Here is a 20497-nt window from a genome sequence, read left to right on the forward strand (position 1 = left end):
GCATAGCGTGCAGACCGTTGGGCTTTTAGACTCCTTCATGGCATAACTGTGGAAATACAGAATTCCGGTCGCGGAAACAAAGGTGCTGGTGGCCACTATCTTGTGTCCGATTCCCAGTGATCCGCCAGATTATCCCTGCGTTGCCTTAATGTTCTCTTGATGTTCTCCTGCCAGTATGGCACACAGATTCCCAGAGCAGAACAAGGAGCAGGGGCATGGAATTCACCGAACTTCGCGAGGAAACAGGGCTCAGCGTGCCCGAGGTGGCCGGGCTTCTAGGGCGTCCGCCGCGCACGGTGTACAACTGGGAAGAAGGCAAGGGCGGGCCGAAGCCTGCCGAGATCGAAAAGCTCCTAGCCGCCAAGCCAACCCCCAAAATACCCGCTGGTGAACCGTCCTTCCGTTTTATTGACCTCTTCGCGGGAATCGGCGGACTTCGCCGCGCATTCGATATGGAAACGGGTGTCGGCGGTGAATGTGTCTTCACGTCCGAGTGGGACAAGTACGCGCGCATCACTTATTCGCAGAACTACGGTGAGCCGGAAGACGAGATTGCGGGCGATATCACGCAAATCAGCGAAACCGACATTCCGCAGCACGAAGTGCTTCTGGCCGGGTTCCCCTGCCAACCGTTTTCCATCGCCGGGGTGTCCAAGAAGAACGCCTTGAATCGCCCTCACGGCTTCGCCTGCGAATATCAGGGCAACCTGTTCTTCGATGTGGCGCGCATCGTCCGGCATCATCGCCCCAAGGCGATCCTGTTAGAGAACGTCCGCAACCTTGCCAACCACGACAAGGGCCGGACCTTCAATGTGATCCGATCCACGCTGGAAGACGATCTGGAATACGACATCTTCCCGATGATCCTAGATGCCAAGTCGTGGGTGCCTCAGCACCGTGAGCGCATCTTCATTGTCGGTTTCCCGCGCGAACGCGGGATCAAAGACTTCAGCCTGCAATCCCTTAAGGACCGCGACCCGCTGAGCGGCCCAAAGCTGGGCACGATTCTGCACCCGGAAGATGGAAGCGAAAAGGCCGAAGGGCATTTCACTGTTGGCCCGAAAGCAGAAGTGTCGGACAAATACACGCTTTCAGAGCACCTGTGGGGTTATCTGCAAGACTACGCCGCGAAGCACCGGGCCAAGGGCAACGGGTTCGGGTTCGGCCTGAACGGCCCCGAGGACGTCGCCAGAACGCTTTCCGCGAGGTATTACAAGGACGGGTCAGAAATCCTGATCCGCCGCCCCAGCGGCCCGCCGCGCCGCCTGACACCGCGTGAATGCGCCCGCCTGATGGGCTTCGACAAGCCGGGCGAGAGCAAGTTCAGGATTAAGGTTTCTGACACGCAGGCATACAAGCAATTCGGCAACGCGGTTGTGGCCCCCGTGGCAACTGATGTGGCGCGTCTGATGTTGCCCCATATCGCAGAGGTCGCGGGCGTGGCTGAGGCAGCGCAGGAGGCGCTTGAGATCGCTTGACGGACGTTCACGACCCGGAGACACGCAGCCGCAACATGGCGGCTATAAGAGGGCGGGACACAAAGCCTGAGAAGCTGTTGCGTTCCGCGCTGCATCGCGCCGGGTATCGGTTTCGTCTGAAAGCGCCTCTGCCGGGCAAGCCCGACCTGACGTTGAAGAAATTCCGGGCTACGATATTCACGCACGGGTGTTTCTGGCACATGCACGACTGTCCCCGGTTCAAACAACCCGGCGGGGACAACGCCGAATTCTGGCGGGCCAAGCTGATCCGCAATGCGGAGCGCGACCGGGAGGTTGCGGAACAGCTTTCAGCGCTGGGCTGGCGGCAGTTGGTGGTATGGGAATGCGCGCTGATCGGGCCGGGGCGGCTTGATCTGCCCACGGTTGTGGACAGAATAGGGCAGTGGCTAACGTCCGGTGCAGAAACGGGCGAGATAGCCGGAGAATTCGAGTGACGGGGCAGTTGTATGGACTTGGTGGATTGGCTGGATGAACACGCCGAAGGGTGGTTCTGGTATGTGAAGCGCCTGTCAGGTAATGACACGCTGGCGAACGGGTCGCATCAGGCCGGGTTTTATATTCCTAAGTCGGTGTTCTTCCGGCTGTTCCCTGCGCTGGAACAACACACCCACGACAACGCGGACGCATGGTTTGACCTGACGATTGACAGCCACCCCGACGCGCGGAATGTCCGCGTGGTCTGGTACAACAACAAGCTGCGCGGCGGCACGCGGGACGAAGTCCGCGTGACCAATCTGGGGGGCGGTCAGTCGGCACTTCTGGACCCGGAAAGTACCGGCGCGCTGGTGGTGTTCGCATTCCGACAGGTTGAAGGTGGCAACACCGATACATGCAACGTCTGGGTATGCCGCAACGAGGTCGAGGAAGACCTTGTCGAGCGCGAGACCGGACCCGTGGAACCGGGACGCTGGACCACGTGGCCACCTGACGGGGGCTTGTTCGCGCTTCTTCAAGCCGCCGTCCGCGCCGATTGCAGACTTGCCCGGCACGAACTTCCGCCGGAGTGGCTGGCTAAGTTTCCGACCGGTGCCGAGATCATCCGCAAGGTGATCGAACTGCGCCCGGACAGCGAACTGGCGGTGGACAGGCGCTTACTGCGCCGCCGGGATTGCGAATTCGAGCTATTCCAGTCGCTGGAAGAGGCCGTGGAGCTTCCCCGTGCGCAGGCGGGTTTCAGCACCATTGCCGACTTCCTTGCCGCCGCACAGACTGTCCTGCAACGGCGCAAGGCACGTTCCGGGAAGTCGCTGGAACTACATATGCGGGAAATCCTGATCGAAGAATCCTTTCAGGAAGATCGGGATTTCACATACCAGCCAAAGGCGGGGAACAACCCGGATTTTCTGTTCCCTAATGAAGCCGCCTATGTGGATGACACATTCCCGCGTGAGCGGGTCCGAATGCTGGCCGTCAAGACCACCTTTAAAGATCGCTGGCGACAGGTCACGGAAGAATGCGCCGATCTGCCGACACGCCACCTTCTGACGCTGCAAGAGGGCGTGTCGGAAGCGCAATTCAAGTTGATCATGAATGCGGGCATTCGCCTCGTGGTACCTGAAAAGCAAATCGAGAAATATGCGAAGAGCATCCGCCCGTATGTGCTGACGGTGGAAGCCTTTATGGCGGACGTGCGCACCGCCTGATTGGGGACAAATACCCCGACCGAAAAACCGCGTTATTTTGACATTGCGGGTGGTTTTGTGGTATGAATGCCACATCGTTCGGCTTGCGGGGCAGGCCGACATTTCCCCGGTGGGGCGGTGCCGTTTGAGGGCGATGAACCTTCCAATCAAACGAGACACCCATGGACGCTGCGCTTTCCATGCGGGATGTGGCGTCGGTCTGTAATCTGTCAGATCATGCCTGCCGGAAACTCTTCCGGGACCCCGCTCTTTCACAAACGTACACCGAACAGCCCGGCCCGAATGCCGGACGTCCCCGCCGGTATTGGCGGCTGGTTTCATTGATCCCGGTCCTGCGGGGCAAGCATTTCTTCACTCCCGTAATGGAGCGCGATCTTGTCGCCCTCGATATTCAACGCCGCAACAAGGAAATTGAAAATGCCTGATAAGACGCAATCCAAGATCACACGCGATGCCCTCCATGCCGGAGAACGGGAGCGCCTTGCCAACGTGGAGAAAGCCTTTCGCATCCACGCCGCCGCGTTGCATGGCGACGCGTTGTCGCCCCTTATGGTCGATACGCTGGTCAACGGCCTGACCGACAATGCCGCCGTATTTTCGCATCTGGTCACCGGCAATGTTGAAGAACTGGACCCCGGCAACTCAGCGGCTATGCGGCGCTTTACGCGTTCGGTTATCGAAGCAGACGAAATGGCACAGCGCAACCTTGAATTCACGCTGGGGCACCGCAAGGCCGCTCTCGAAGCTGAATTTCTTGCTGGGCTCAAGCAAGGTGAAGCTCTCCGTCTTCACCGGCAGAACCTTCTTGAAAAGCGCAAGGCTGCCTATGTGGCGGAAAGGCTCGATGCCCGGTTTGCCTGACGCTCCCGGATCACTCCCAATGAGCCGCGACCGGGAAGAACGCTTTGCGCGGTTGGTCGCAATCGACGGACTCACCTATCTCGCGGCATGGTGTGAGTCAGCGGAAGGGTATCCAAAGCCGGAACCAACACCCAGCGCCCGCGTACAATCGAGCCGCTATGCGAAGCGAACCGCCGACCGCCGGGCTTGGCTTTCGAAGCGCAAGGCAGACGCCGCAGCCCCCCGCGAAATCAGCACCTCGCCGCAGTCAGTCCTTGTGCTCATGGATGACGTAACAAAGGCGCTCATGTGTGCTGCACAGGTCGCCACGGCCCATGGTGCCGACCGGCTGGCGACGTCCATCAAGGCCTCGCTGACCCGGCATGTCGGGCGACATGACCGCGTGTCCACGCGGGTGGACCGTCCCAACGCCGCGCCAAACAGCGCGAATGATGCGGCCTACGTGTTCGCGCGCCGTATCTTGGAGGCGGACGCCAAATGAGTTCGCAGTTGGAAGCATTGGTCTATGTCGTGTCAACGTCGCTCTCGGAAATGAAGGCCCTGCTGGCGTCGGTAAATGACGCCGACCCGCGCACCATTGACGCAAAGCTGCGCCTTCTTGAGGCGGTGGCTTCAAACCTCAGTTCGGGAGCGGATCGGCTGAGCAAGCATTTGGATACCCTGCCACCCGATGATCCGAACGCCGTGCAAAACGGTCCGCAGCCGCCCGAAGATGATGACGGGCTGTTGCTGAAGGCGGCATTGTGCCTTGGGGAGATCGTGGGAGAACCGCCGCAATGACTGTCTACCATCTTGGCCCGTTCGGCCAATTCTTGAACCTTGCGGGGGGCGAGGTGCCGTTTGTGCATCTTCCCGCGACAGTTGTCAGCACAGAAGCGGGCACGCGGCGCGAATGCTACGATGCCACCGATCTTCGCGCCATCCTGACGGCCCACAACGATGCCACGGGGCGGCATTATAGCGTGGAAGACGTTCTTGATTGGGCGCTGGATCAGTCATCGCCCATGACGTGCAAAGACGTGACTTCTAACCTGTTTCGAACGTCAGTTGACGCGCGATGGTTCACCTACTGATCATGAAATGTTCACATGATATGGCGACATTTCATGAATGATACTCATAACTACCGCTGAGATTGTGCCGATATATGGGACAAACGAAGATCATAGAGCCCATTGTTCGCGAATTCGTCGCCAATGGCTTGTGAAAGTTTAGCTCGGCGCGAATTTATCGCTTGACATTCAAAATAAGTCAACCGAATGGGGCTGACTCAATGATTCGAATGTGGTAAAAAGAAGATGACCCGCCTAGCCTTGCAGGGCTGTATCCGAGAAAGAGAGGATACGCGGCGGGTCAGTAATATGAACGGACCATTGATACCCCAATCGGCGCCAGCGCGTCAATAGAACCTCGGGCGATGGTCGAAACGAGAGAACCAGAATGCAGTCTACTGTTGCAACCTCGCCCGAGGAATACTCGGGTAAAAATCCCGGCCCGAAAATGCTTGCCTCGTGGGCCGCGCAAAAGCGCGGAGAAACCGGCGTAATCGAGATTGATCGCCCCCTTGATGATCCCGCGTGGAACTGGGCGCCTGACAACCATAACGTTGTCGTATCTATCGAAAACGCGCGTAAGCGCGCCGCGTATCAAGCATCGCCCGAATATGCAGAACGCGAACGCCAGATCGCCGACCACCGCGAATGGCTGGCGCTTCTGGATCGGTTGGACGAATGGGACCGCGACATGCTAATTGAAATCGAGCGCGAACTGGCCCTGTTGAACAAGCCCGAGGTGGTCGCCGAGCGCAACGCCCACATCCGCGCGACCAATACGACCGGCAAAATGATCCGCGAAGAGATCGGCGCCGATGGTAAGGTGACCCGTGAAACCGTTGAAGTCGGAATCCGGCGCGAAAACAGTGTGGAAAAGTTCCTCTCCGATCTTGCGGTATTTAACCATGCAGCCCGCGACGATGGTCTCGACTCCGATCTGATTCAGGCAGTGGTTACACCCCTTTTGGACGTGGCCAGCGCGCATGTAAAAGGCGACGTGCATGAGGCATACGCCGCCGCTCAGGCTGCATATGCGGAAGAACTGCGCGCGCTGAAAGAGCGTGTCGCCGCGCGCGAGGCCAAGGCCAAAGATACCCGCGCGCCGATCTATCGTCATATTGACAAGGCGGTTGCAGGCTTCCCGCCCCACGCCATGCGCGATGATATGTATCAATCGATTCATGTGCTTGCAGCCAAGCATAAACTGGGCGACGAACCGGGCGCGCAGGGATACTTGAAAGAACAGATCGCGGCCAATGCGGGCTGGTCCAAACCTGCGGCGGGGAAGCTGATCAAGGAAGTCTGTATTGCCGCTCGCTCTGACGCGCCAACCAAGAAAGGTAAAATCCCCGTGGTCAATGAATGGGGCGAACCTGATATGGCGGAATGGGGAGAAGAAAAACTGGCGGCGAAAATGGTTCACGGTGTGCCGGTTGTCTTCCAATTCGAAGGCGACGTTTGCGCGGCTCGCCATGGCAAACGGCAGATGTTGAGTGACCGCCAATTCGCCGCTGTTCTGAATGACAACACGAAATGGGCAAAATCCGAAGGTGACTCCAAACGGGCTGTCTTCGCCCCGAAAGAGGTGTATGAGCATATGTTTCATCGCCAACCCAAGTCCTACGCGGAATTGACGGGCATCTGCACCGCACCCTATTTCGGGCCGGATGGCCGGTTGGTTGCCGAAGAGGGCTATGACGCAGAGACGCAAACGCTCCTGCAACTCAACGGGCTGGACGTGGGGCGCGTTAGCGCCTCGCCGTCCGAGGACGAAGTGCGGGAAGCCTTGCGTTTGATCTTCGAAGAGGCGTTCGGCGACTTCCCGATTGGTGGCATGGATCGTGACGGGATCGTGGAGTCGATGGTGGACGGCAAAGGGGATGCGAACCCGGACGCGGCCCACCTTCTGGCGATGCTGTTGCAGCCCTTTGCCCGCGACATGATTCAGGGCGTGACGCCCATGTATGCCGTCACCAAGCCGTTGCCCGGCACCGGCGGCGGGCTCTTGCTCGAAACGGCTTCGCGTATCACTGACGGCGAACCCGCCGCCATGCTGGCCATGCCTTCCACCGAAGACGAACTGACGAAGACGGTTAGCACGCTGGTGAACGAGGGCGCGCGCTGGTGCCCATTCGACAACCTCAACGCCGCCGTGATGCTGGGCAATCTCGCGTCGGCACTCACGACTCCGACATACCGGGCGCGGCTTCTGCATTCGAACCGGACAGTTGAAGCGCCAATCCGCTGGGTCTGGGCTGCGGTTGCAAACAACATCAAAGGATCAAGCGAGAACCTGCGCCGTATGGTCATGATCGAACTGGACGCCCACACAGCCGCACCTCAAAAGCGCGGCGGCTGGCGTCACAATGATCTGCCGGGCTGGGTGATGGAAAATCGTGGCAAGCTGGTCTGGGCTTGCCTGACGCTCATTCAGAACTGGGTAGCGAAAGGCGCGCAACCTTGGAAAGGCGCGGCGCTCAACTCGTTTGAAGGATGGTCGCGCGTGATGGGCGGCATCCTGCGCGACGCGGGCGTGCGTGGCTTCCTCGACAACCGCGACCGGCTGCGTTCCTATGCCGCCACGGCGCAGGATAGCGGCGCGCAGACGCTTATGGACGTGCTGGCCGCTAACTACCCGAACGGGCAGTTGTTCCGCGCCGGGGGAACGGCTGCCGTTCGCGGGCGTGAAGGAACTGTGGAATCCATCAAGGACGTTCTGGAAGAATCTGGCGAAGACGGCGGCGCGCTGGCAATCGACGGCTGGGGATGGTCCAGCGGCGATGACGGCAAAATCCGTTACGGGCGCTCAACCGGTATCGCCCGCAACTTCCGGGATGCGGCGCGGGTGCCTTGGGAATGTGGGGAATGGGAAGTCGCATTCGAAGAGCACCCCGACCCGCAATCGTCCAAACAATTCTACTGGATGATGCGCAAGACCAAACGTCCGACTTGATCACAGGCCGCGTTAGCGGCCTGTTTCATCCATGGGGCGGATCATCTGTTGAGGGGCAGACGACGCACGCCTGACGGCGTGCGTTAGCCGAGCTTTTGTGAGTTGGGAACATGATACTGCGCAGGGACATGTTACCAAGTCGGACCCGACAACATGATGCAGGGTCATGTTCCCAAGTCGCCGGGTCACTGCATTCGCGGGCATTGGCGCCCGTCAGGGCGGTTTTTGCGGACATACATGTCCGCATGTCCGCAAGCCTTATAAATAAGGGGTTTGCAGGAGCGAATTCAGCGTTGCGGACATGATTCTAGAACAAAGTCACTTAAGGAAGGTTCTTATTTTCACGAAGGCCAAAATTCGGTGCATGGTCATGCTATCAGGTTTGCCGCCTCCGCCCCACGCGCTCGCCAGCATGTCGAAAAAATATGTGAATCTGTAGGTCAATCTTGGATTCATGTCCGCAAGTCCGCAAACTAGGCGGGCACCCCTATTAACTACCAGAAATCATTCATTGAATCTCTGCGGAGATATGTCCGCAAACGCGCGGATTCAAGTCCGCACATGTCCGCAAGCCTTATAAATAAGGGGTTTACACAATCTGCGGCCTTCGCACGCCCGGTTCTTGAACTGCTAAGCAATGCCGCCTATGTTGTCAGAAGGAGCCGTTCGCCTTGGCTAAGAGCGACCAAAAAGACGGCAGACTGCAAAGCTGCTAAACCTCAACTCTCTGCGAATTGCGGGCATGGTGGCGGTTAAACGCTCTTCGACACTGACGAAGCCCCGCAAGGAACAGGAGTGATCCATGTCCATTTCCAAACTGTGTGCAGATCATCTGCGCCAAGTGCATGAGCGTGACTTTGGCCAGAAGCTGAAAGCTTCCCATGCCCGTGAAATCGTGGCGGCGTTCTTCGGCTACCGGAGCCATGCTGCACAACTTGCAGAAACCAACTATCCCCTGTCCGGGATTGAAGACGCCACCGTCATGGTGCCGGATGTGTCCCGGATCGAATGGCGGTTGGGTCGGTTGAATGGCCTTCCCCCGAACCTGCCGTCCGCAATGGAGTTGGCGCGCATTATCACTGACTTTTTGATCGGGGAGAATTGGTTCGGCGGCAAGGTGTGGCTCTATGAGACGCTGGGCAACTTTGTCGTGGAAGAGTATTTGCGGGAGAACGACTCCTATATCTCCGACGAGCTTTCCGGCGAAATGGCCGGCACCAATGCCTATTTCGAGGACTTCCCGGACTACGAACCGCCGGACGTTATTGAAGGGCAAGACGAAGTGCAAGTTGTAGCCAACGGCACCCTCTCGGGCAGCCAAGACCTCGACCGGCCCTACGTGGGGCATGAAATTGGTTTCAGTGTAACCATGACGCTGAATCGCGTCGCCGGGCGTACATGCTTCCAAGAGCCGGACATTGAAGTGGGCGGGGCCGTTGATGACGGCTTCTACGGCTTCAATGACGAAGCGGAACCGACGCTGACCGAGTGACCAAATCAAGTGACTGCCCGGCTCACTGTCGGGCAGGCGCACGCGGTTAACAGTGTTCCCGTGGGTTATCCGTCTAAATCGCCGCACCACCACCCGCGTCCGCTGCCCGATGGAGCCCTTCCAAACGAATTCAAACCCTGCGTTTGTTGGGGTGTCATGGTACCGCAATGCCCGATCCGCTCGATACAGCGTCGCGCATCTTGCCCGATAAAAAACGCTCCGACGCTCGCCGCAAACGCGCGCCAGATTTATTCTAGATCGTTACAGATCGTGACAATTTCGCGCTCAGTTCTGGGTAACCCTCATGACGGGCGTCGATTTTTTTGAACTGACTCTCGCCCGTTTCTTTTTGAACGCGAACGTGGTTTGATTTTTCGACGCGTGCGCATCGGCTTACCCTATGCCCGGCACGACCCACCCTCGATTTTCCAATCAGTCGACATATGGGGAACCGAGGGGATTTCCAGACTCGGGACAGTGAAATTCCCCCTAGAGCATTGAAAAGACTCACGAATCATGCTGGCGTGTAATACAAGATTGCCAAGGGTCCCCTTGGCAGTTTTGGAATTGGAGCGCTGGTAATGAAAATCGTATCTCTAATTCGCGTCAGCACCACGAAACAACAGCGCAGCGGCCTTGGCCTTGAAGCGCAACAAGCGACGATCAAGGCATATGCCGCCGCTAACGCGGCCAACGTTATTGCCGAATATGTAGAGGTAGAATCGGGCCGGAAGGTGGACCGTGAAGAACGCGACAAGGCGTTGCGGCACGCTCGTGTCACCGGGGCGAAACTGGTCATCGCCAAGTTGGACAGATTGGGTAGGAACGCTGCATTTCTTATGACTTTGAAAGAGTCCGGTGCCGATTTCGTCGCGCTAGACATTCCGAATGCCAACACCATGACTGTGGGCATGATGGCGGTCATGGCACAGGCTGAGGCAGAAGCGATCAGCGAGCGCACCAAAGCCGCCATGGCAGCCGCCAAGGCCCGTGGCCAGACCTTCGGCAATCCCAACGGCGCAGCCGCGCTCCACGCCGCAGGCAAGGGCAATACTGACGCGGTGCGGGCGATCAAAGGCAAGGCTGACGCCTTTGCCGCCGATCTATCCGACACGCTGGCAGATGTGCACGCCGCAGGCCACATCACGTTGAAGGCTCAAGCTCAGGAACTTAACCGCAGGGGTATCAAGACCGCCCGTGGGGGGCGTTGGCATCCGTCCAGCGTGGCGAATCTGCGGAACCGGCTGGAAGGCCACCAGAGCCACGCTGGACCCCTCTGATGCGGGACGGTTCACACCGTCAAGGGTGCCATTATCGCCCCTCGCTCACTCACCACACCACCAGCCCACCCACCCGTCACCCCGCCATGCGTATGGGCTGTTTGCATGGTATCTTGGCACTGGGGCGCGTCAGCGCCCGTGCACGGTGCCAAGCTGCATGTTCAGTCATGATCGCGCTGACGAGCGCTCCTGTCCGTTCTGATCCTTTATCACGAATCCAAATCACCCCGCCGCCAACGAGGGTAGCGTGGCACCGGCGCGCGCGGTCGGTTCGCCTGTTTGGTTGAAGTGAAATACCGCCTGAGACGTCCCCGGCGACCGAGGGACTAGGGGGCCGCGTAGCGGCCTGCTGAGCGCCTGTCCTGCTCGCCTGTCTCGCTTGGTCGCGGAAGGGCAAGATGGGCCGTCAGAGAGGCTTCCGGGGGCTCCAAGGGGGGAATATACCACTTAACTAAAAACCCCTCAGTTGCCGCAGCGGCCTACCTGAGCAAAATGTTGCAGGGTTGCCGGGGACCGCGCAAAGCGCGTCAATCGCTACGCGAGGGACCCACGCAAACGAAACGCAGGGGACCCAGCGTCCACCGGAATCTTTAGCTGAGTGGAATTTTCCGGGTTTGTTGCACACCTTTTTTCCCACGGGTGTTTCAACTCGTGAGTGTGCTTGATCGCATGTCACCGAAAGGATAACCTTCGGGTGAAAGAAGGCAACGGGGCAGGCCGTTGAATCCAAAGAAGAGGCAAGCCAATGGCGCAAATTGAGGCCCGGCACAAAACGCCAGTTCCGTTCCTCACCCAATATGCATCGGAGCGGTCGCTGTCCCCCGAAATCCAAGGGTATTACTCCCATGAAACGGCAATGTGGGTTGTGAAATCAGGCAGTGTTGAAACCCCTCTGATCGACCACGCGAAGGAAACCGTCGAACTGGTCACGAAGACCATGGTTGAGCGAGAAACTGACGACGAAGAAAGCGCTTTTTCCTCGGCGGAATTGGCGACCAAGACTCGCACCCAATCTGAACAAGATGACGCGAGCGCCTTTGTTGGTCTTGAAATGGCGACGAAAACCGAAGCGCAACTGGAACACGATGATACCTCGCCCGAGGTTACAGGGCTATTTCTGTAGTGGAGCGCCACCATCCCTACTTGATAGTCACGAATAAAAGGGACCTGACCTCCGATTTCATCGTTCGAGAAATCCGCAACCGGGGTCTGCCGTTCCACCGCCTAAATACCGAAGACGTTGCACAGTTGTTGTTCACCCAACGCCTTGGCGACGCAACCACTCTATGCAACGGTGACACCCAGATAAAATTGGACACCGTCCGCGCGGCCTATTTTCGAAGGCCCCTTCCCCCAGAAGTGAAACCGGATGGTTTGTCGCATTCTTCCGTCACCTATATCCGCGAAGAATGGAGCTACTTGCTTCGCTCGCTGTATCTGGAACTCGGTGAGAAGTGGTTCAATCATCCAAACAGCGTCATACTAGCAGAAGACAAACCCCGTCAACTCCGGCTTGCGCAAGAGGTTGGTTTCACGGTGCCCGAAACCGTTATTACGAACGAATTGGATTCAGTAGAGCGGCTTTTTTCTGACGGTGACGTCATCGCCAAACCGATGAAGCAATCCTTGCTGGAAGACCCTAGCGGCCCCGGAAGCGTGATCTACACTACCACCATCCACTCTATCGAAGAAATCGACCCAACGAACCTCCGCGTGGCCCCGGTGATCTTCCAACGGAGAATAGACAAGCGGTTTGATTTGCGTGTGACCGTTGTGGAAACAAGGGTATTCGCCGTTGCGATCAACTCCCAAAAGTTTGCGAAGACGGAAACGGACTGGCGGCACAGCTCAGTCACGGAGCTTGAACACGAGGTCTTTGAACTCCCCGAGGAAGTAGCCAAGCAATGCGTGGAAGTTGTCCGTCGATTGAATCTTCGATATGGCGCGATTGATCTTGTGTTGGATGCATCGGGCGCGTTTTGGTTCTTGGAATGCAATCCAAATGGTCAATGGGCTTGGATCGAAAATCGAACGGGCTTGCCGATTGCAGCCGCAATTGTGACCGCAATGGAGAACATATCGAAGTGAAGATTCTCGATTTCATATGGCCCCACGTTGGCAAAGTGCCGCCTGACGAAACCCTGACAGGCGAGCTTGAAAGCATCGCGGCAGCGTCATGGGGAGAGAACACCGCTACGTTCCTAGATGAAGCACGACGGTTGCGTGACGTTGAAACGGGGCGAAAGAATGCAGTCGAAACCAAAAGCCAAATCTACCTTGCGGCATTGCTGGCGCTTATACCTATTTTGGTTTCCTTGACTGAAAACGCCACCCTGAAAGGCATCATGGCCTTTGATACGTGGTATAGGATCGTCGGCTTCGTCCTTTTCATTTTGGGGCTCGCGTACGGGATTGGTGCCTTTGTATCGTCTTTTCGTGCGTTGACGGTTCGCGCCTTCCACCGCGTTGATGTAGGTGAAATCGTCAATTCTGGGACCCGCGAGGACCCCCTTGCGGACCTGACAAAGGAAATCCTGAAATCGGTCCGGCAAGATCGGCAGAACGTTAACCACAAGGTCAGCTATGTGATCGTTACACACCAACTTCTTTTCAGAATGGCGCTATTGTTACTTTTGGCCTTGGGCTTGATCACGTTCGCATCCCCTGCCAGCGACTTGTTTGAGGCCGTGAAATCGGCTCTTTGCGGTTAGAAGCGCACTCGCTCCACTCATCGCCAAGCCTTCGACAGGACACCATGGAACCGCATGAGGGAGTCGAAAGTGCGCGGCACCACGTATTTGTAGGCGGGCACATTATATCGGCGCTTAATGATGGCAGCGAAGCGGTTGGCGAGGTCCGGCAGATCATCAAGATTGTCGGGCGTCACGTCGATTTCAACGGTGTAGTTGAGGCCGGATTCCTGTTCTTCGATCTCATGTTCGGCATACCACTGCGAAACCGCATCGCTCTGAGGCACGCCGCCGATCAGGCTCAAGTGAACCACGTCCGCTTCCTCGACAAAAGCGAACATCTGGCAGAACCACAGGAATAACTGCCCGCGTGCATCGTAATCACCACGCCCACGGTCATCCACTATGAACGGGGCATCGTTTTCAAGCTTCTTGTATCGCCTATCGGCAAAACCGTCGAAGGCGTCGAAAAGCAGGCCCTTTAGCTCAAGTTTGGTGGCCACTTTTTGCCCTCACCATCATGGCCTCTTGTTAAATCGGTCTGCGGCGTCCTTAATCCGCTTGCGCTCTTTCCGCTCAACCGCTTTTGCATTCGCCTCGTCGTCGCGCGCTTTCGCGGCAAGTGTCCTCTGTCTTTCGTTCACTTCGCCAGTGATCTTTTCAAGTTCAGTCACCAGCCCATCGTCAAGTTCGTCAAGGTGGCAATGGACGACGAGGCCGTCACCTTGAACCAATGCCCGGCGTTTCTGCATGTAAAAGTGCTGCGCCCACGTCTCGTTGAAGTCGCTCGCCCAAGCCGCCGTCGGCTGCGGGGACAAGGAGAGGAAGACATAGTGCAACGCCGACTGTTCGTCCTTGCGGGTCCGATCCGTATCCATTCCGGTGATTTTAATGGGCTCATACTGCGCGATGCTCATGGTTTTTGCCCTCGTGTGTCATTGATTGCGGGAATCATATACACCCGAAAGGTGTGCCGCCAGCGTGAATTCCATGCCTAGCACCTCCGCTTGATGGAAGCGCCTCGTAACTGTAAGGGTCGAAACAACACACGCGGAGGTAGTCATGGCGACGACGGTTTATTTCGAAGAGGAAATCAAAGATCAGGGCGGCAAGGAAACTCTGTTCGTTGAGTTCGGGCGATCCTCTTGCTATTCGGGGAGCCCGATTCCCGGCGGAACTGGCGTCGATAGCATCTATCTCACGGTTGAAGACAAGACTGTCATCATGGATCGGGAAACGGCAAGGAAATTTGTGGAGGCTGCGGTTTCCGTTGGCCACTACCACGGGTTGCTCGATTAGGCGCAACCCCCATGGGCATCATAGACAGCACCTACTTTCGCATTCGCTGCCCGCAGTGCGGCACCGTCAACATCGCGGAGACGCATCAACGTGGTTCGAACTGGAGTCCCGGTAGCTGGGGCTCGATAAGCGGCGGGGGCGACTTCTCACTGAGCGTCAAGGATGATGACGTATCGGGGCCGGATATCGTGTCTGCGACCTGTAAGCAGTGCGGTGAAGCGGCTGAGGTTGAATTACACGGGTTTGCCAAGCCGAAGGACTGGTAGCCCGGCGGTGCGCCCTAACGGGCGCTAATGGCCATGTGCCTTTTTGTTCCGCCTCACGAATCGTCACATCCAAACGCGGCAGATTCAGGCCGGAGTCACCCCATTTGGAGTCACCCCTAAGTCACCCGTTTATGTGCCAAAAGGTCGAAAAACGCCGAATGAATCAGCACATTGGCTGTCAAGCGGAATATTTTCGCGTAGCTAAACTTCCGCCAAGTCCTTGACTGGAAATGGAAAAATTGGCTCCGGCGGTAGGGATCGAACCTACGACCAATTGATTAACAGTCAACTGCTCTACCACTGAGCTACGCCGGAACGTGAGGGGGCGTATAGCAAGTCGGTTTGCCGACGTCCAGAGGGTTTTGGCGATAAAATTCGGGATGCTTGTCAGGTCCGTGCCCACGCCGTATCGGCGCCAAGCGGGCCCACCGCCTCAACCGCTTCTTTGTCTTTCAAATCAATTAGGTGCGCCAGGACGTTGCGGGTTGCTGCGGGCAAAAGCGCGCGCGGCGTGTCGATGTAGATCCGCTCCGTCAAGGCCTCTGCCGTGGCGGGCGCATCGGCCAGTGCCGCCACGATCTGCGCCTCGCGGTTCTTGCGATGGGCAAGCAGATCGGCGACCCGCTCGGGTCCGTTCGCTACCGGTGCCCCATGGGCGGGAAAATAGGCGTTCTCGGACCGCGCGGCGAGCTTTTGAAGGGACCTCATGAACGCCCCCAGATCGCCGTCGGGCGGCGACACCATCGAACTGGCCCAGCCCATCACATGGTCGCCCGTGAACATTGCGTCCTCCCACGCGAAACACATGTGGTTGCCCATATGGCCGGGGGTGTGCAGCGCCGTCACCTGCCAGCCGGCGCCGTCGATCACATCGCCATCGCCAAGCAGGATGTCGGGTACAAAACCGGCATCGATACCCTCACCCCCGCCGAGGCCGGGAATGTCCGCAAGATCGGCGCGTCGCCCGGCCGCACTGTCACCGAAGGCCAGAACCGGCGCCCCGGTCAGGTCGGACAATGGCCGCGCCAGCGGCGAGTGATCGAGATGGGAATGGGTCACAAGGATATGGCTGACCCGTTCGCCGGGCCCAAGTGCTGCCAGCAGGGCCTGACGATGGGCCGGCATATCGGGGCCCGGATCGATGATCGCGACCGTCCCCTGCCCCAGAACGTAGGTGTTCGTGCCACGAAAGGTCATCGGCGACGGATTTGGCGCAAGCACACGCCGCAGACCGGGGCGGAGGGTTTCCACGATGCCCGGCGTCGGGTCGAAGGGGGGCGGTGCTGGCATCCGTGCTTCCTTCGTGCGCGCTCTCTCGCTATGGCTTTAGCATGAGCGAAAGCTGGATCAAGCGGATGCTGCCGCGCAGCCTGTATGGACGGGCCGCGCTTATTCTGGTGTTGCCGGTCCTGACATTGCAATTGGTGGTGTCCATCGTCTTCATCCAGCGCCATTTCGAAGACGTCACCCGTCAGATGACCGGGGCCATCGTCCTTGAACTCGTCTATCTGGATCGGCTTGTCTCGGCCGCGCCCGACAAGCCCGCCGCCTTGCAGCAAGTACAGGCCGTTGCCGAACCGCTGAACTTGCGGGTGAGGTTCGACGGCACGCCACCGGTCGGCGAAAGCCGGCGCTACTATGATCTCTCCGGCAAGACCGTGACATCGACCCTGCGCAAGGGCCTGCCCGGATTTTCAGGCATCGACCTTGCCAGCAATACCAACATGGTGCGCATCGCCCTTGAAAGCCGCTATGGCCCGATGGACATCAGTTTTGACCGCAAGCGCGTGTCCGCCTCGAACCCGCATCAACTTCTGGTTCTCATGGTGTTCACGGGTCTCTTGATGACCGTCATCGCCAGCCTCTTTCTGCGCAACCAGTTGCGGCCGATCAAGCGGCTGGCCCGGGCCGCGGATGCCTTCGGCAAGGGGCGGAGCGTGCGCTACAAACCCTCCGGCGCGACAGAGGTTCGGGCCGCCGGGCAAGCCTTCCTGGACATGCGCGAGCGGATCGAGCGCCAGATCGAGCAGCGGACCATGATGCTGTCGGGCATCAGTCACGATCTGCGCACGCCCCTCACCCGCCTGCGTCTGGGGCTGTCGATGATCGACCCGGCCGAGGACACGGCGGCCATGCTGCGTGATCTCGACGATATGGAGCGGATGATCGAGACCTTTCTCGATTTTGCCCGTGTCGAGGCCCTGGACGATCTGCAATCCGTCGACCCGGCAGACCTACTGGACCGTGTGGCAGGGGCGGTACGCGATGGCGGGCAGCGGGTCCATGTCACAGACTGCTGTCGCGGGACTTCCGCAATGCTGTGCCCACTCGCAGTGGAACGGGCGCTGCACAACCTCATCAACAACGCGCTGCGCCACGGCACGACGGTGGAGGTCGGTCTGGACATCACCGACCGCCATGTCACCTTCCGGGTGGAGGATGACGGGCCGGGGATTCCCGAGGACCGTCGAGAGGAGGCGTTGAAGCCGTTTCAGCGGCTCGATACGGCCCGCAACCAAAACTCCGGGATCGGGGTCGGCCTTGGCCTTGCCATCGCGGCAGACATCGCCCGCAGCCATGGCGGCGCATTGCGGCTGGGGCAAAGTGCACGGCATGGCGGTCTTCTGGCGGAGCTGGTGCTGGCAAGATGACCGTCTGACCGGCAGCAGGCCAGCGGCCCGTCATGGATCATCAGTCGCGTGGGGAATGATGCCGCTTCCGCGGCACTGCACGCCACCTGAAGCGGTCTTGTACATATTCAATCGCGAACCGGGCTTGCAGCCGACGGCCCTGCCGGTTTAAACCGCTGCGCAGTCGGGCGATTAGCTCAGTTGGTAGAGCGCCTCGTTTACACCGAGGATGTCGGGAGTTCGAGTCTCTCATCGCCCACCATTGCAACCCATTGAAATCTGGCAAGCTACTGCCCTATAACACTTTTGACCGCTCCCACTGGTACATAGGGGTGGTGCAGACATGGGATGGAATATGCCGAGTCCGGTCTTGATCGGGTCAACCTACTACTTGCGGGTTCATGTCCCGCGGGCTGTTGCTGACAAGGCGAAGGGGACGCGTGTCACTCTTCCCGTAGGAGAAATTCACAAGACGGTTCAGGTAGGCGGTGCGGTCAAGGTGTCGCTCAGCACCAAAGACCCGGCGGAAGCCAAGCGCCGGTTCGTTCAAGCCTTCGCTGCCGTTGAGCGTCACTGGCAGGCCCTCCGCCAAGATCATCTGACAGCGCTTAGCTTCAAGCAATGTGTGGCCCTCGCGGGGGAAATCCGCGCCGACTTCATCAAGATATTCGACGAGGAACCCGGGAGCCCCGAGACATGGCAGCGCGTCCGTCTCCTGAACAAGGAAGCCCAAGAAGCCACCCAGTCGCCGTTTGCGCGGCTGATGATCCGGCCTGATAGGGACACCGGCAATCGACCGGCCCTTGAGCTTCGGTTTGGTGGCTTTGTGGATACTGTTTTAGGCCGACATGGTCTCGTTATAGACGACGAGTCCCGGGGAAAACTCCTTCAACGGATAGCCGCTGAGATGGACGATGCCGCCCGCATCAACTTTCAGAAGGCCCGGGGGGACTATGGGGAAACAGGACTGACCAAGCCGTTTCCCAAGTTCCAGCCGCCCGAGGCTGCGGAAGGCCCCCAGCGGGATGCGCCTGCCAAACTCACGTTTGAAAGCGTAATCAGCGAAGAAGTCCACCGCAGGACCATGGGCAGGGATGCGAAGCCGCTGCCACCCAACACCGAAAAGAAGTTCCGCCGGGTCGCTAGGGAGTTCGCGAAGCATCGGAAAAGTGATCTTGTCGAGACGGTCACGGCAAGGGAGGCGAACGACTGGATGCGAAAAATGCAGGAAGTTGGGGAACTGTCCAACCGGACCATTGCTCAGCGCATCCAAAACCTAAAGACGCTGATCGAATGGGCACGGGGACAGGCGCTGGGCGACGTATTCCCCTCAGGGAACCCCCTAGATGTCCTCAAGGCACCCAAGGGTGCCCCTGTGCCCCTTGGGGAGCGCACGCTCCGCATTGAGGAAGCGCGGGCAATCCTGAGGGCCGCACGGGGGGAGGCCAAGCCGGAACTGCGCTGGCTGCCGTGGCTGATGGCCTATTCGGGGGCGCGAGTGAACGAGGTTGCCCAGCTTAGGGCCGATGATTTCTTTCAGGTCGGAAATGATTGGTTCTACCGCCTGACGACAAAGGGCGGTCGGAAGTTGAAGAACCAACACAGCGCCCGGCGTGTCCCCGTCCATCCCGACCTGATCGCAGAAGGTCTTCTGGCCTTCACCGGTGCAGCGAAAGCGGGGGAACGGCTGTTCCCCGAGCGCTCACAGGCGAACCTTCGGGACTGGGTGCGAAAGTCAGTGGGCCTGAAACGCGAAGCGCTGGCCCCGAACCATGGATGGAGGCACCTGTTCGAGGACATGGCCCTAACCGCTCAGATGCAGGAAGCGGCGAAACGCTACATCACGGGGAGGGCATCGCGCGGTTCCGACGATGACTACGGCAAGAGCGACGCCATGCTGCCTGCGTTGGCGGTCGAGATGCGAAAGCTGCCGCCCTTCCTTGAGGGGTAGCCTCGGGGGATGCACTCGGGGGTGAGGAACGCCCAAACCGGCGCAGGCGTTCCCCTCTCTTTTTTGGCGACCGCTATTGTCGGCGCTGGGCTCAGACCTTTACCAGCTTACATCGAGCCACGGCTCGCGAACCCCGGGGCGAACCGGGAGACGCTCAAGAAACCAGAAGAGCTTACCAACGCGCCCCCAAATCACGCCCCCGGGAACTCGCTGGAATACCCCCGGGTCTTCGTCATAAACGCGGTGTTGGCGGTGGAGTGAGATTGTCTGGCGGTAGCCCCGGAAAGCGGGCATCCGGATGGTGGCATAGAACATGACAGTTCCCCTTTGTTTTGCACTCGGGGGAAGCGACAATCTGTCCGGTATCGGAAAGACTGATTTCCTCCCAAGGGTTAACCGTATTCTTGCCAGCCCGCAAGGCGTCTAGTACTGCTTTCATCGGAAAGGCATGGAGGCAGCATGTTATTCTTTGATCGTGGCACGTGGCTGACCTCCACACTTGCTCTAATCGTCGTCATCGCGCCTAGCGTTTCACTTGCCGAGGAAAGGCTTGAAGATAGAGTGCTTCCATCATGTGAGTTTGTAACTGAAATGGCAGCAGCGATCATGACCGCACGCGTGACTGGCTCACCAATCAATGAGTTGATGGCGAAAACTGATGCAGCCGAACGCCGCAGCTTTAGGTGGATGCTAAGGTTACTCATATACGACGCCTATTATGGGCAAAGTAAAGCCCTTGGGGATGAAATACCCGAAGAGCTTTGGAAGAAGAAGCTTTGGATTGAATCTTTCAAGATGGGCTGGGAAATGGACTGCATGAGAGTGAAGCCGTGGTTGGACAAATATGGTGATGAGCAAAGCCAGAATGAATGACTATTTCG

The 20497-nt window shown here is 58.5% G+C and carries 22 protein-coding genes and 2 tRNA genes; 20 read left to right on the top strand and 4 right to left on the bottom strand.

All coding sequences use genetic code 11. The features are described from left to right. The first annotated feature begins 215 nt into the window (after window positions 1–215). The 14 genes from dcm to RGUI_RS04750 all read left to right on the top strand — a co-directional run bounded on the left by dcm (window position 216) and on the right by RGUI_RS04750 (window position 13491). Window positions 216–1478, top strand: coding sequence for a DNA (cytosine-5-)-methyltransferase (dcm, locus tag RGUI_RS04685; protein ID WP_081531984.1), 1263 nt, complete (start codon window positions 216–218; stop codon window positions 1476–1478). Further along, the gene (locus RGUI_RS04690; protein ID WP_081531985.1) at window positions 1475–1933 is read left to right on the top strand and encodes a DNA mismatch endonuclease Vsr; all 459 of its coding nucleotides are present in this window, start codon (window positions 1475–1477) and stop codon (window positions 1931–1933) included. The genes dcm and RGUI_RS04690 overlap by 4 nt, the downstream gene beginning before the upstream one ends. A gap of 12 nt (window positions 1934–1945) precedes the next feature. After that, a complete protein-coding gene (locus tag RGUI_RS04695; RefSeq protein ID WP_081531986.1) occupies window positions 1946–3142 on the top strand; it encodes a type II restriction endonuclease in 1197 nt (398 codons plus the stop codon). Between the two features lie 161 nt (window positions 3143–3303). Beyond that, a complete protein-coding gene (locus tag RGUI_RS04700; RefSeq protein ID WP_081531987.1) occupies window positions 3304–3567 on the top strand; it encodes a hypothetical protein in 264 nt (87 codons plus the stop codon). Beyond that, entirely contained in the window at window positions 3560–4003 is a 444-nt protein-coding gene (locus tag RGUI_RS04705; RefSeq protein WP_081531988.1) for a hypothetical protein, read from the top strand. Before RGUI_RS04700 ends, RGUI_RS04705 begins: the two co-directional genes overlap by 8 nt. A 19-nt stretch (window positions 4004–4022) precedes the next feature. Then, window positions 4023–4484 carry a hypothetical protein gene (locus RGUI_RS04710; protein ID WP_081531989.1) on the top strand — a complete coding sequence of 154 codons (462 nt, stop codon included), beginning with the start codon at window positions 4023–4025 and terminating at the stop codon, window positions 4482–4484. Beyond that, window positions 4481–4783 (top strand): hypothetical protein, encoded by a 303-nt coding sequence (locus RGUI_RS04715; protein WP_156882867.1) that lies wholly within the window; start codon window positions 4481–4483, stop codon window positions 4781–4783. The genes RGUI_RS04710 and RGUI_RS04715 overlap by 4 nt, the downstream gene beginning before the upstream one ends. Next, window positions 4780–5076, top strand: a complete 297-nt coding sequence (locus RGUI_RS04720) for a hypothetical protein (RefSeq protein ID WP_081531991.1) — start codon at window positions 4780–4782, stop codon at window positions 5074–5076. The genes RGUI_RS04715 and RGUI_RS04720 overlap by 4 nt, the downstream gene beginning before the upstream one ends. A 367-nt stretch (window positions 5077–5443) precedes the next feature. Continuing rightward, entirely contained in the window at window positions 5444–8008 is a 2565-nt protein-coding gene (locus RGUI_RS04725) for a hypothetical protein (protein ID WP_156882868.1), read from the top strand. 802 nt (window positions 8009–8810) lie between these two features. Beyond that, the gene (locus RGUI_RS04730; protein ID WP_081531993.1) at window positions 8811–9500 is read left to right on the top strand and encodes a hypothetical protein; all 690 of its coding nucleotides are present in this window, start codon (window positions 8811–8813) and stop codon (window positions 9498–9500) included. Window positions 9501–10081: 581 nt separating this feature from the next. Next, a complete protein-coding gene (locus RGUI_RS04735; RefSeq protein ID WP_081531994.1) occupies window positions 10082–10780 on the top strand; it encodes a recombinase family protein in 699 nt (232 codons plus the stop codon). 745 nt (window positions 10781–11525) lie between these two features. Then, entirely contained in the window at window positions 11526–11903 is a 378-nt protein-coding gene (locus RGUI_RS04740) for a hypothetical protein (RefSeq protein ID WP_081531995.1), read from the top strand. Continuing rightward, window positions 11903–12868, top strand: a complete 966-nt coding sequence (locus tag RGUI_RS04745) for a hypothetical protein (RefSeq protein WP_081531996.1) — start codon at window positions 11903–11905, stop codon at window positions 12866–12868. The genes RGUI_RS04740 and RGUI_RS04745 overlap by 1 nt, the downstream gene beginning before the upstream one ends. Next, window positions 12865–13491, top strand: a complete 627-nt coding sequence (locus tag RGUI_RS04750; protein WP_081531997.1) for a hypothetical protein — start codon at window positions 12865–12867, stop codon at window positions 13489–13491. The genes RGUI_RS04745 and RGUI_RS04750 overlap by 4 nt, the downstream gene beginning before the upstream one ends. Window positions 13492–13508: 17 nt before the next feature. Here RGUI_RS04750 and RGUI_RS04755 read toward each other — a convergent pair whose 3' ends face one another. Both RGUI_RS04755 and RGUI_RS04760 read right to left on the bottom strand, forming a co-directional pair. Further along, window positions 13509–13973, bottom strand: coding sequence for a hypothetical protein (locus tag RGUI_RS04755; RefSeq protein WP_081531998.1), 465 nt, complete (start codon window positions 13971–13973; stop codon window positions 13509–13511). A 15-nt stretch (window positions 13974–13988) separates the two neighbouring features. Beyond that, complete coding sequence (locus tag RGUI_RS04760; RefSeq protein WP_081531999.1) at window positions 13989–14387, bottom strand: hypothetical protein; 399 nt, start codon at window positions 14385–14387, stop codon at window positions 13989–13991. A gap of 145 nt (window positions 14388–14532) precedes the next feature. Here RGUI_RS04760 and RGUI_RS04765 point away from each other — a divergent pair, with 145 nt between their 5' ends. Next, window positions 14533–14769 (top strand): hypothetical protein, encoded by a 237-nt coding sequence (locus RGUI_RS04765; protein WP_081532000.1) that lies wholly within the window; start codon window positions 14533–14535, stop codon window positions 14767–14769. 11 nt (window positions 14770–14780) lie between these two features. Further along, on the top strand, window positions 14781–15035 hold the full coding sequence (locus RGUI_RS21095) for a hypothetical protein (protein WP_156882869.1): 255 nt from the start codon (window positions 14781–14783) through the stop codon (window positions 15033–15035). Window positions 15036–15275: 240 nt separating this feature from the next. On the opposite strand, the gene RGUI_RS04770 is transcribed toward RGUI_RS21095, so the two are convergent. Both RGUI_RS04770 and RGUI_RS04775 read right to left on the bottom strand, forming a co-directional pair. Beyond that, window positions 15276–15350 (bottom strand) — tRNA-Asn (locus RGUI_RS04770). A 72-nt stretch (window positions 15351–15422) separates the two neighbouring features. After that, on the bottom strand, window positions 15423–16325 hold the full coding sequence (locus RGUI_RS04775; protein ID WP_081532001.1) for an MBL fold metallo-hydrolase: 903 nt from the start codon (window positions 16323–16325) through the stop codon (window positions 15423–15425). A 41-nt stretch (window positions 16326–16366) separates the two neighbouring features. Here RGUI_RS04775 and RGUI_RS04780 point away from each other — a divergent pair, with 41 nt between their 5' ends. The 4 genes from RGUI_RS04780 (at window position 16367) to RGUI_RS04800 (ending at window position 20489) form a co-directional block, all read left to right on the top strand. Next, on the top strand, window positions 16367–17686 hold the full coding sequence (locus RGUI_RS04780) for an ATP-binding protein (protein WP_081532002.1): 1320 nt from the start codon (window positions 16367–16369) through the stop codon (window positions 17684–17686). Between the two features lie 165 nt (window positions 17687–17851). Then, window positions 17852–17927: transfer RNA gene (locus RGUI_RS04785), tRNA-Val, on the top strand. Between the two features lie 93 nt (window positions 17928–18020). Further along, window positions 18021–19616: a DUF6538 domain-containing protein gene (locus tag RGUI_RS04790; RefSeq protein WP_081532003.1), complete on the top strand. Its 1596-nt coding sequence runs from the start codon at window positions 18021–18023 to the stop codon at window positions 19614–19616. Between the two features lie 459 nt (window positions 19617–20075). Continuing rightward, window positions 20076–20489: a hypothetical protein gene (locus RGUI_RS04800; RefSeq protein ID WP_081532005.1), complete on the top strand. Its 414-nt coding sequence runs from the start codon at window positions 20076–20078 to the stop codon at window positions 20487–20489. Window positions 20490–20497 lie beyond the last annotated feature (8 nt).

The sequence above is a fragment of the Rhodovulum sp. P5 genome, from assembly GCF_002079305.1.
In the GTDB taxonomy this organism is placed as follows: domain Bacteria; phylum Pseudomonadota; class Alphaproteobacteria; order Rhodobacterales; family Rhodobacteraceae; genus Rhodovulum.

Excerpts from the sequence above, each read along its gene's own strand:
- RGUI_RS04710 (WP_081531989.1), top strand. The coding sequence starts at position 4,023 with ATGAGCCGCGACCGGGAAGAACGCTTTGCGCGGTTGGTCGCAATCGAC.
- RGUI_RS04790 (WP_081532003.1), top strand. The coding sequence starts at position 18,021 with ATGCCGAGTCCGGTCTTGATCGGGTCAACCTACTACTTGCGGGTTCAT.
- RGUI_RS04730 (WP_081531993.1), top strand. The coding sequence starts at position 8,811 with ATGTCCATTTCCAAACTGTGTGCAGATCATCTGCGCCAAGTGCATGAG.
- RGUI_RS04735 (WP_081531994.1), top strand. The coding sequence starts at position 10,082 with ATGAAAATCGTATCTCTAATTCGCGTCAGCACCACGAAACAACAGCGC.
- RGUI_RS21095 (WP_156882869.1), top strand. The coding sequence starts at position 14,781 with ATGGGCATCATAGACAGCACCTACTTTCGCATTCGCTGCCCGCAGTGC.
- RGUI_RS04695 (WP_081531986.1), top strand. The coding sequence starts at position 1,946 with ATGGACTTGGTGGATTGGCTGGATGAACACGCCGAAGGGTGGTTCTGG.
- RGUI_RS04725 (WP_156882868.1), top strand. The coding sequence starts at position 5,444 with ATGCAGTCTACTGTTGCAACCTCGCCCGAGGAATACTCGGGTAAAAAT.
- RGUI_RS04800 (WP_081532005.1), top strand. The coding sequence starts at position 20,076 with ATGTTATTCTTTGATCGTGGCACGTGGCTGACCTCCACACTTGCTCTA.
- RGUI_RS04765 (WP_081532000.1), top strand. The coding sequence starts at position 14,533 with ATGGCGACGACGGTTTATTTCGAAGAGGAAATCAAAGATCAGGGCGGC.
- RGUI_RS04775 (WP_081532001.1), bottom strand. The coding sequence starts at position 16,325 with ATGCCAGCACCGCCCCCCTTCGACCCGACGCCGGGCATCGTGGAAACC.
- RGUI_RS04780 (WP_081532002.1), top strand. The coding sequence starts at position 16,367 with ATGAGCGAAAGCTGGATCAAGCGGATGCTGCCGCGCAGCCTGTATGGA.
- RGUI_RS04760 (WP_081531999.1), bottom strand. The coding sequence starts at position 14,387 with ATGAGCATCGCGCAGTATGAGCCCATTAAAATCACCGGAATGGATACG.
- RGUI_RS04720 (WP_081531991.1), top strand. The coding sequence starts at position 4,780 with ATGACTGTCTACCATCTTGGCCCGTTCGGCCAATTCTTGAACCTTGCG.
- RGUI_RS04715 (WP_156882867.1), top strand. The coding sequence starts at position 4,481 with ATGAGTTCGCAGTTGGAAGCATTGGTCTATGTCGTGTCAACGTCGCTC.
- dcm (WP_081531984.1), top strand. The coding sequence starts at position 216 with ATGGAATTCACCGAACTTCGCGAGGAAACAGGGCTCAGCGTGCCCGAG.
- RGUI_RS04705 (WP_081531988.1), top strand. The coding sequence starts at position 3,560 with ATGCCTGATAAGACGCAATCCAAGATCACACGCGATGCCCTCCATGCC.
- RGUI_RS04700 (WP_081531987.1), top strand. The coding sequence starts at position 3,304 with ATGGACGCTGCGCTTTCCATGCGGGATGTGGCGTCGGTCTGTAATCTG.
- RGUI_RS04740 (WP_081531995.1), top strand. The coding sequence starts at position 11,526 with ATGGCGCAAATTGAGGCCCGGCACAAAACGCCAGTTCCGTTCCTCACC.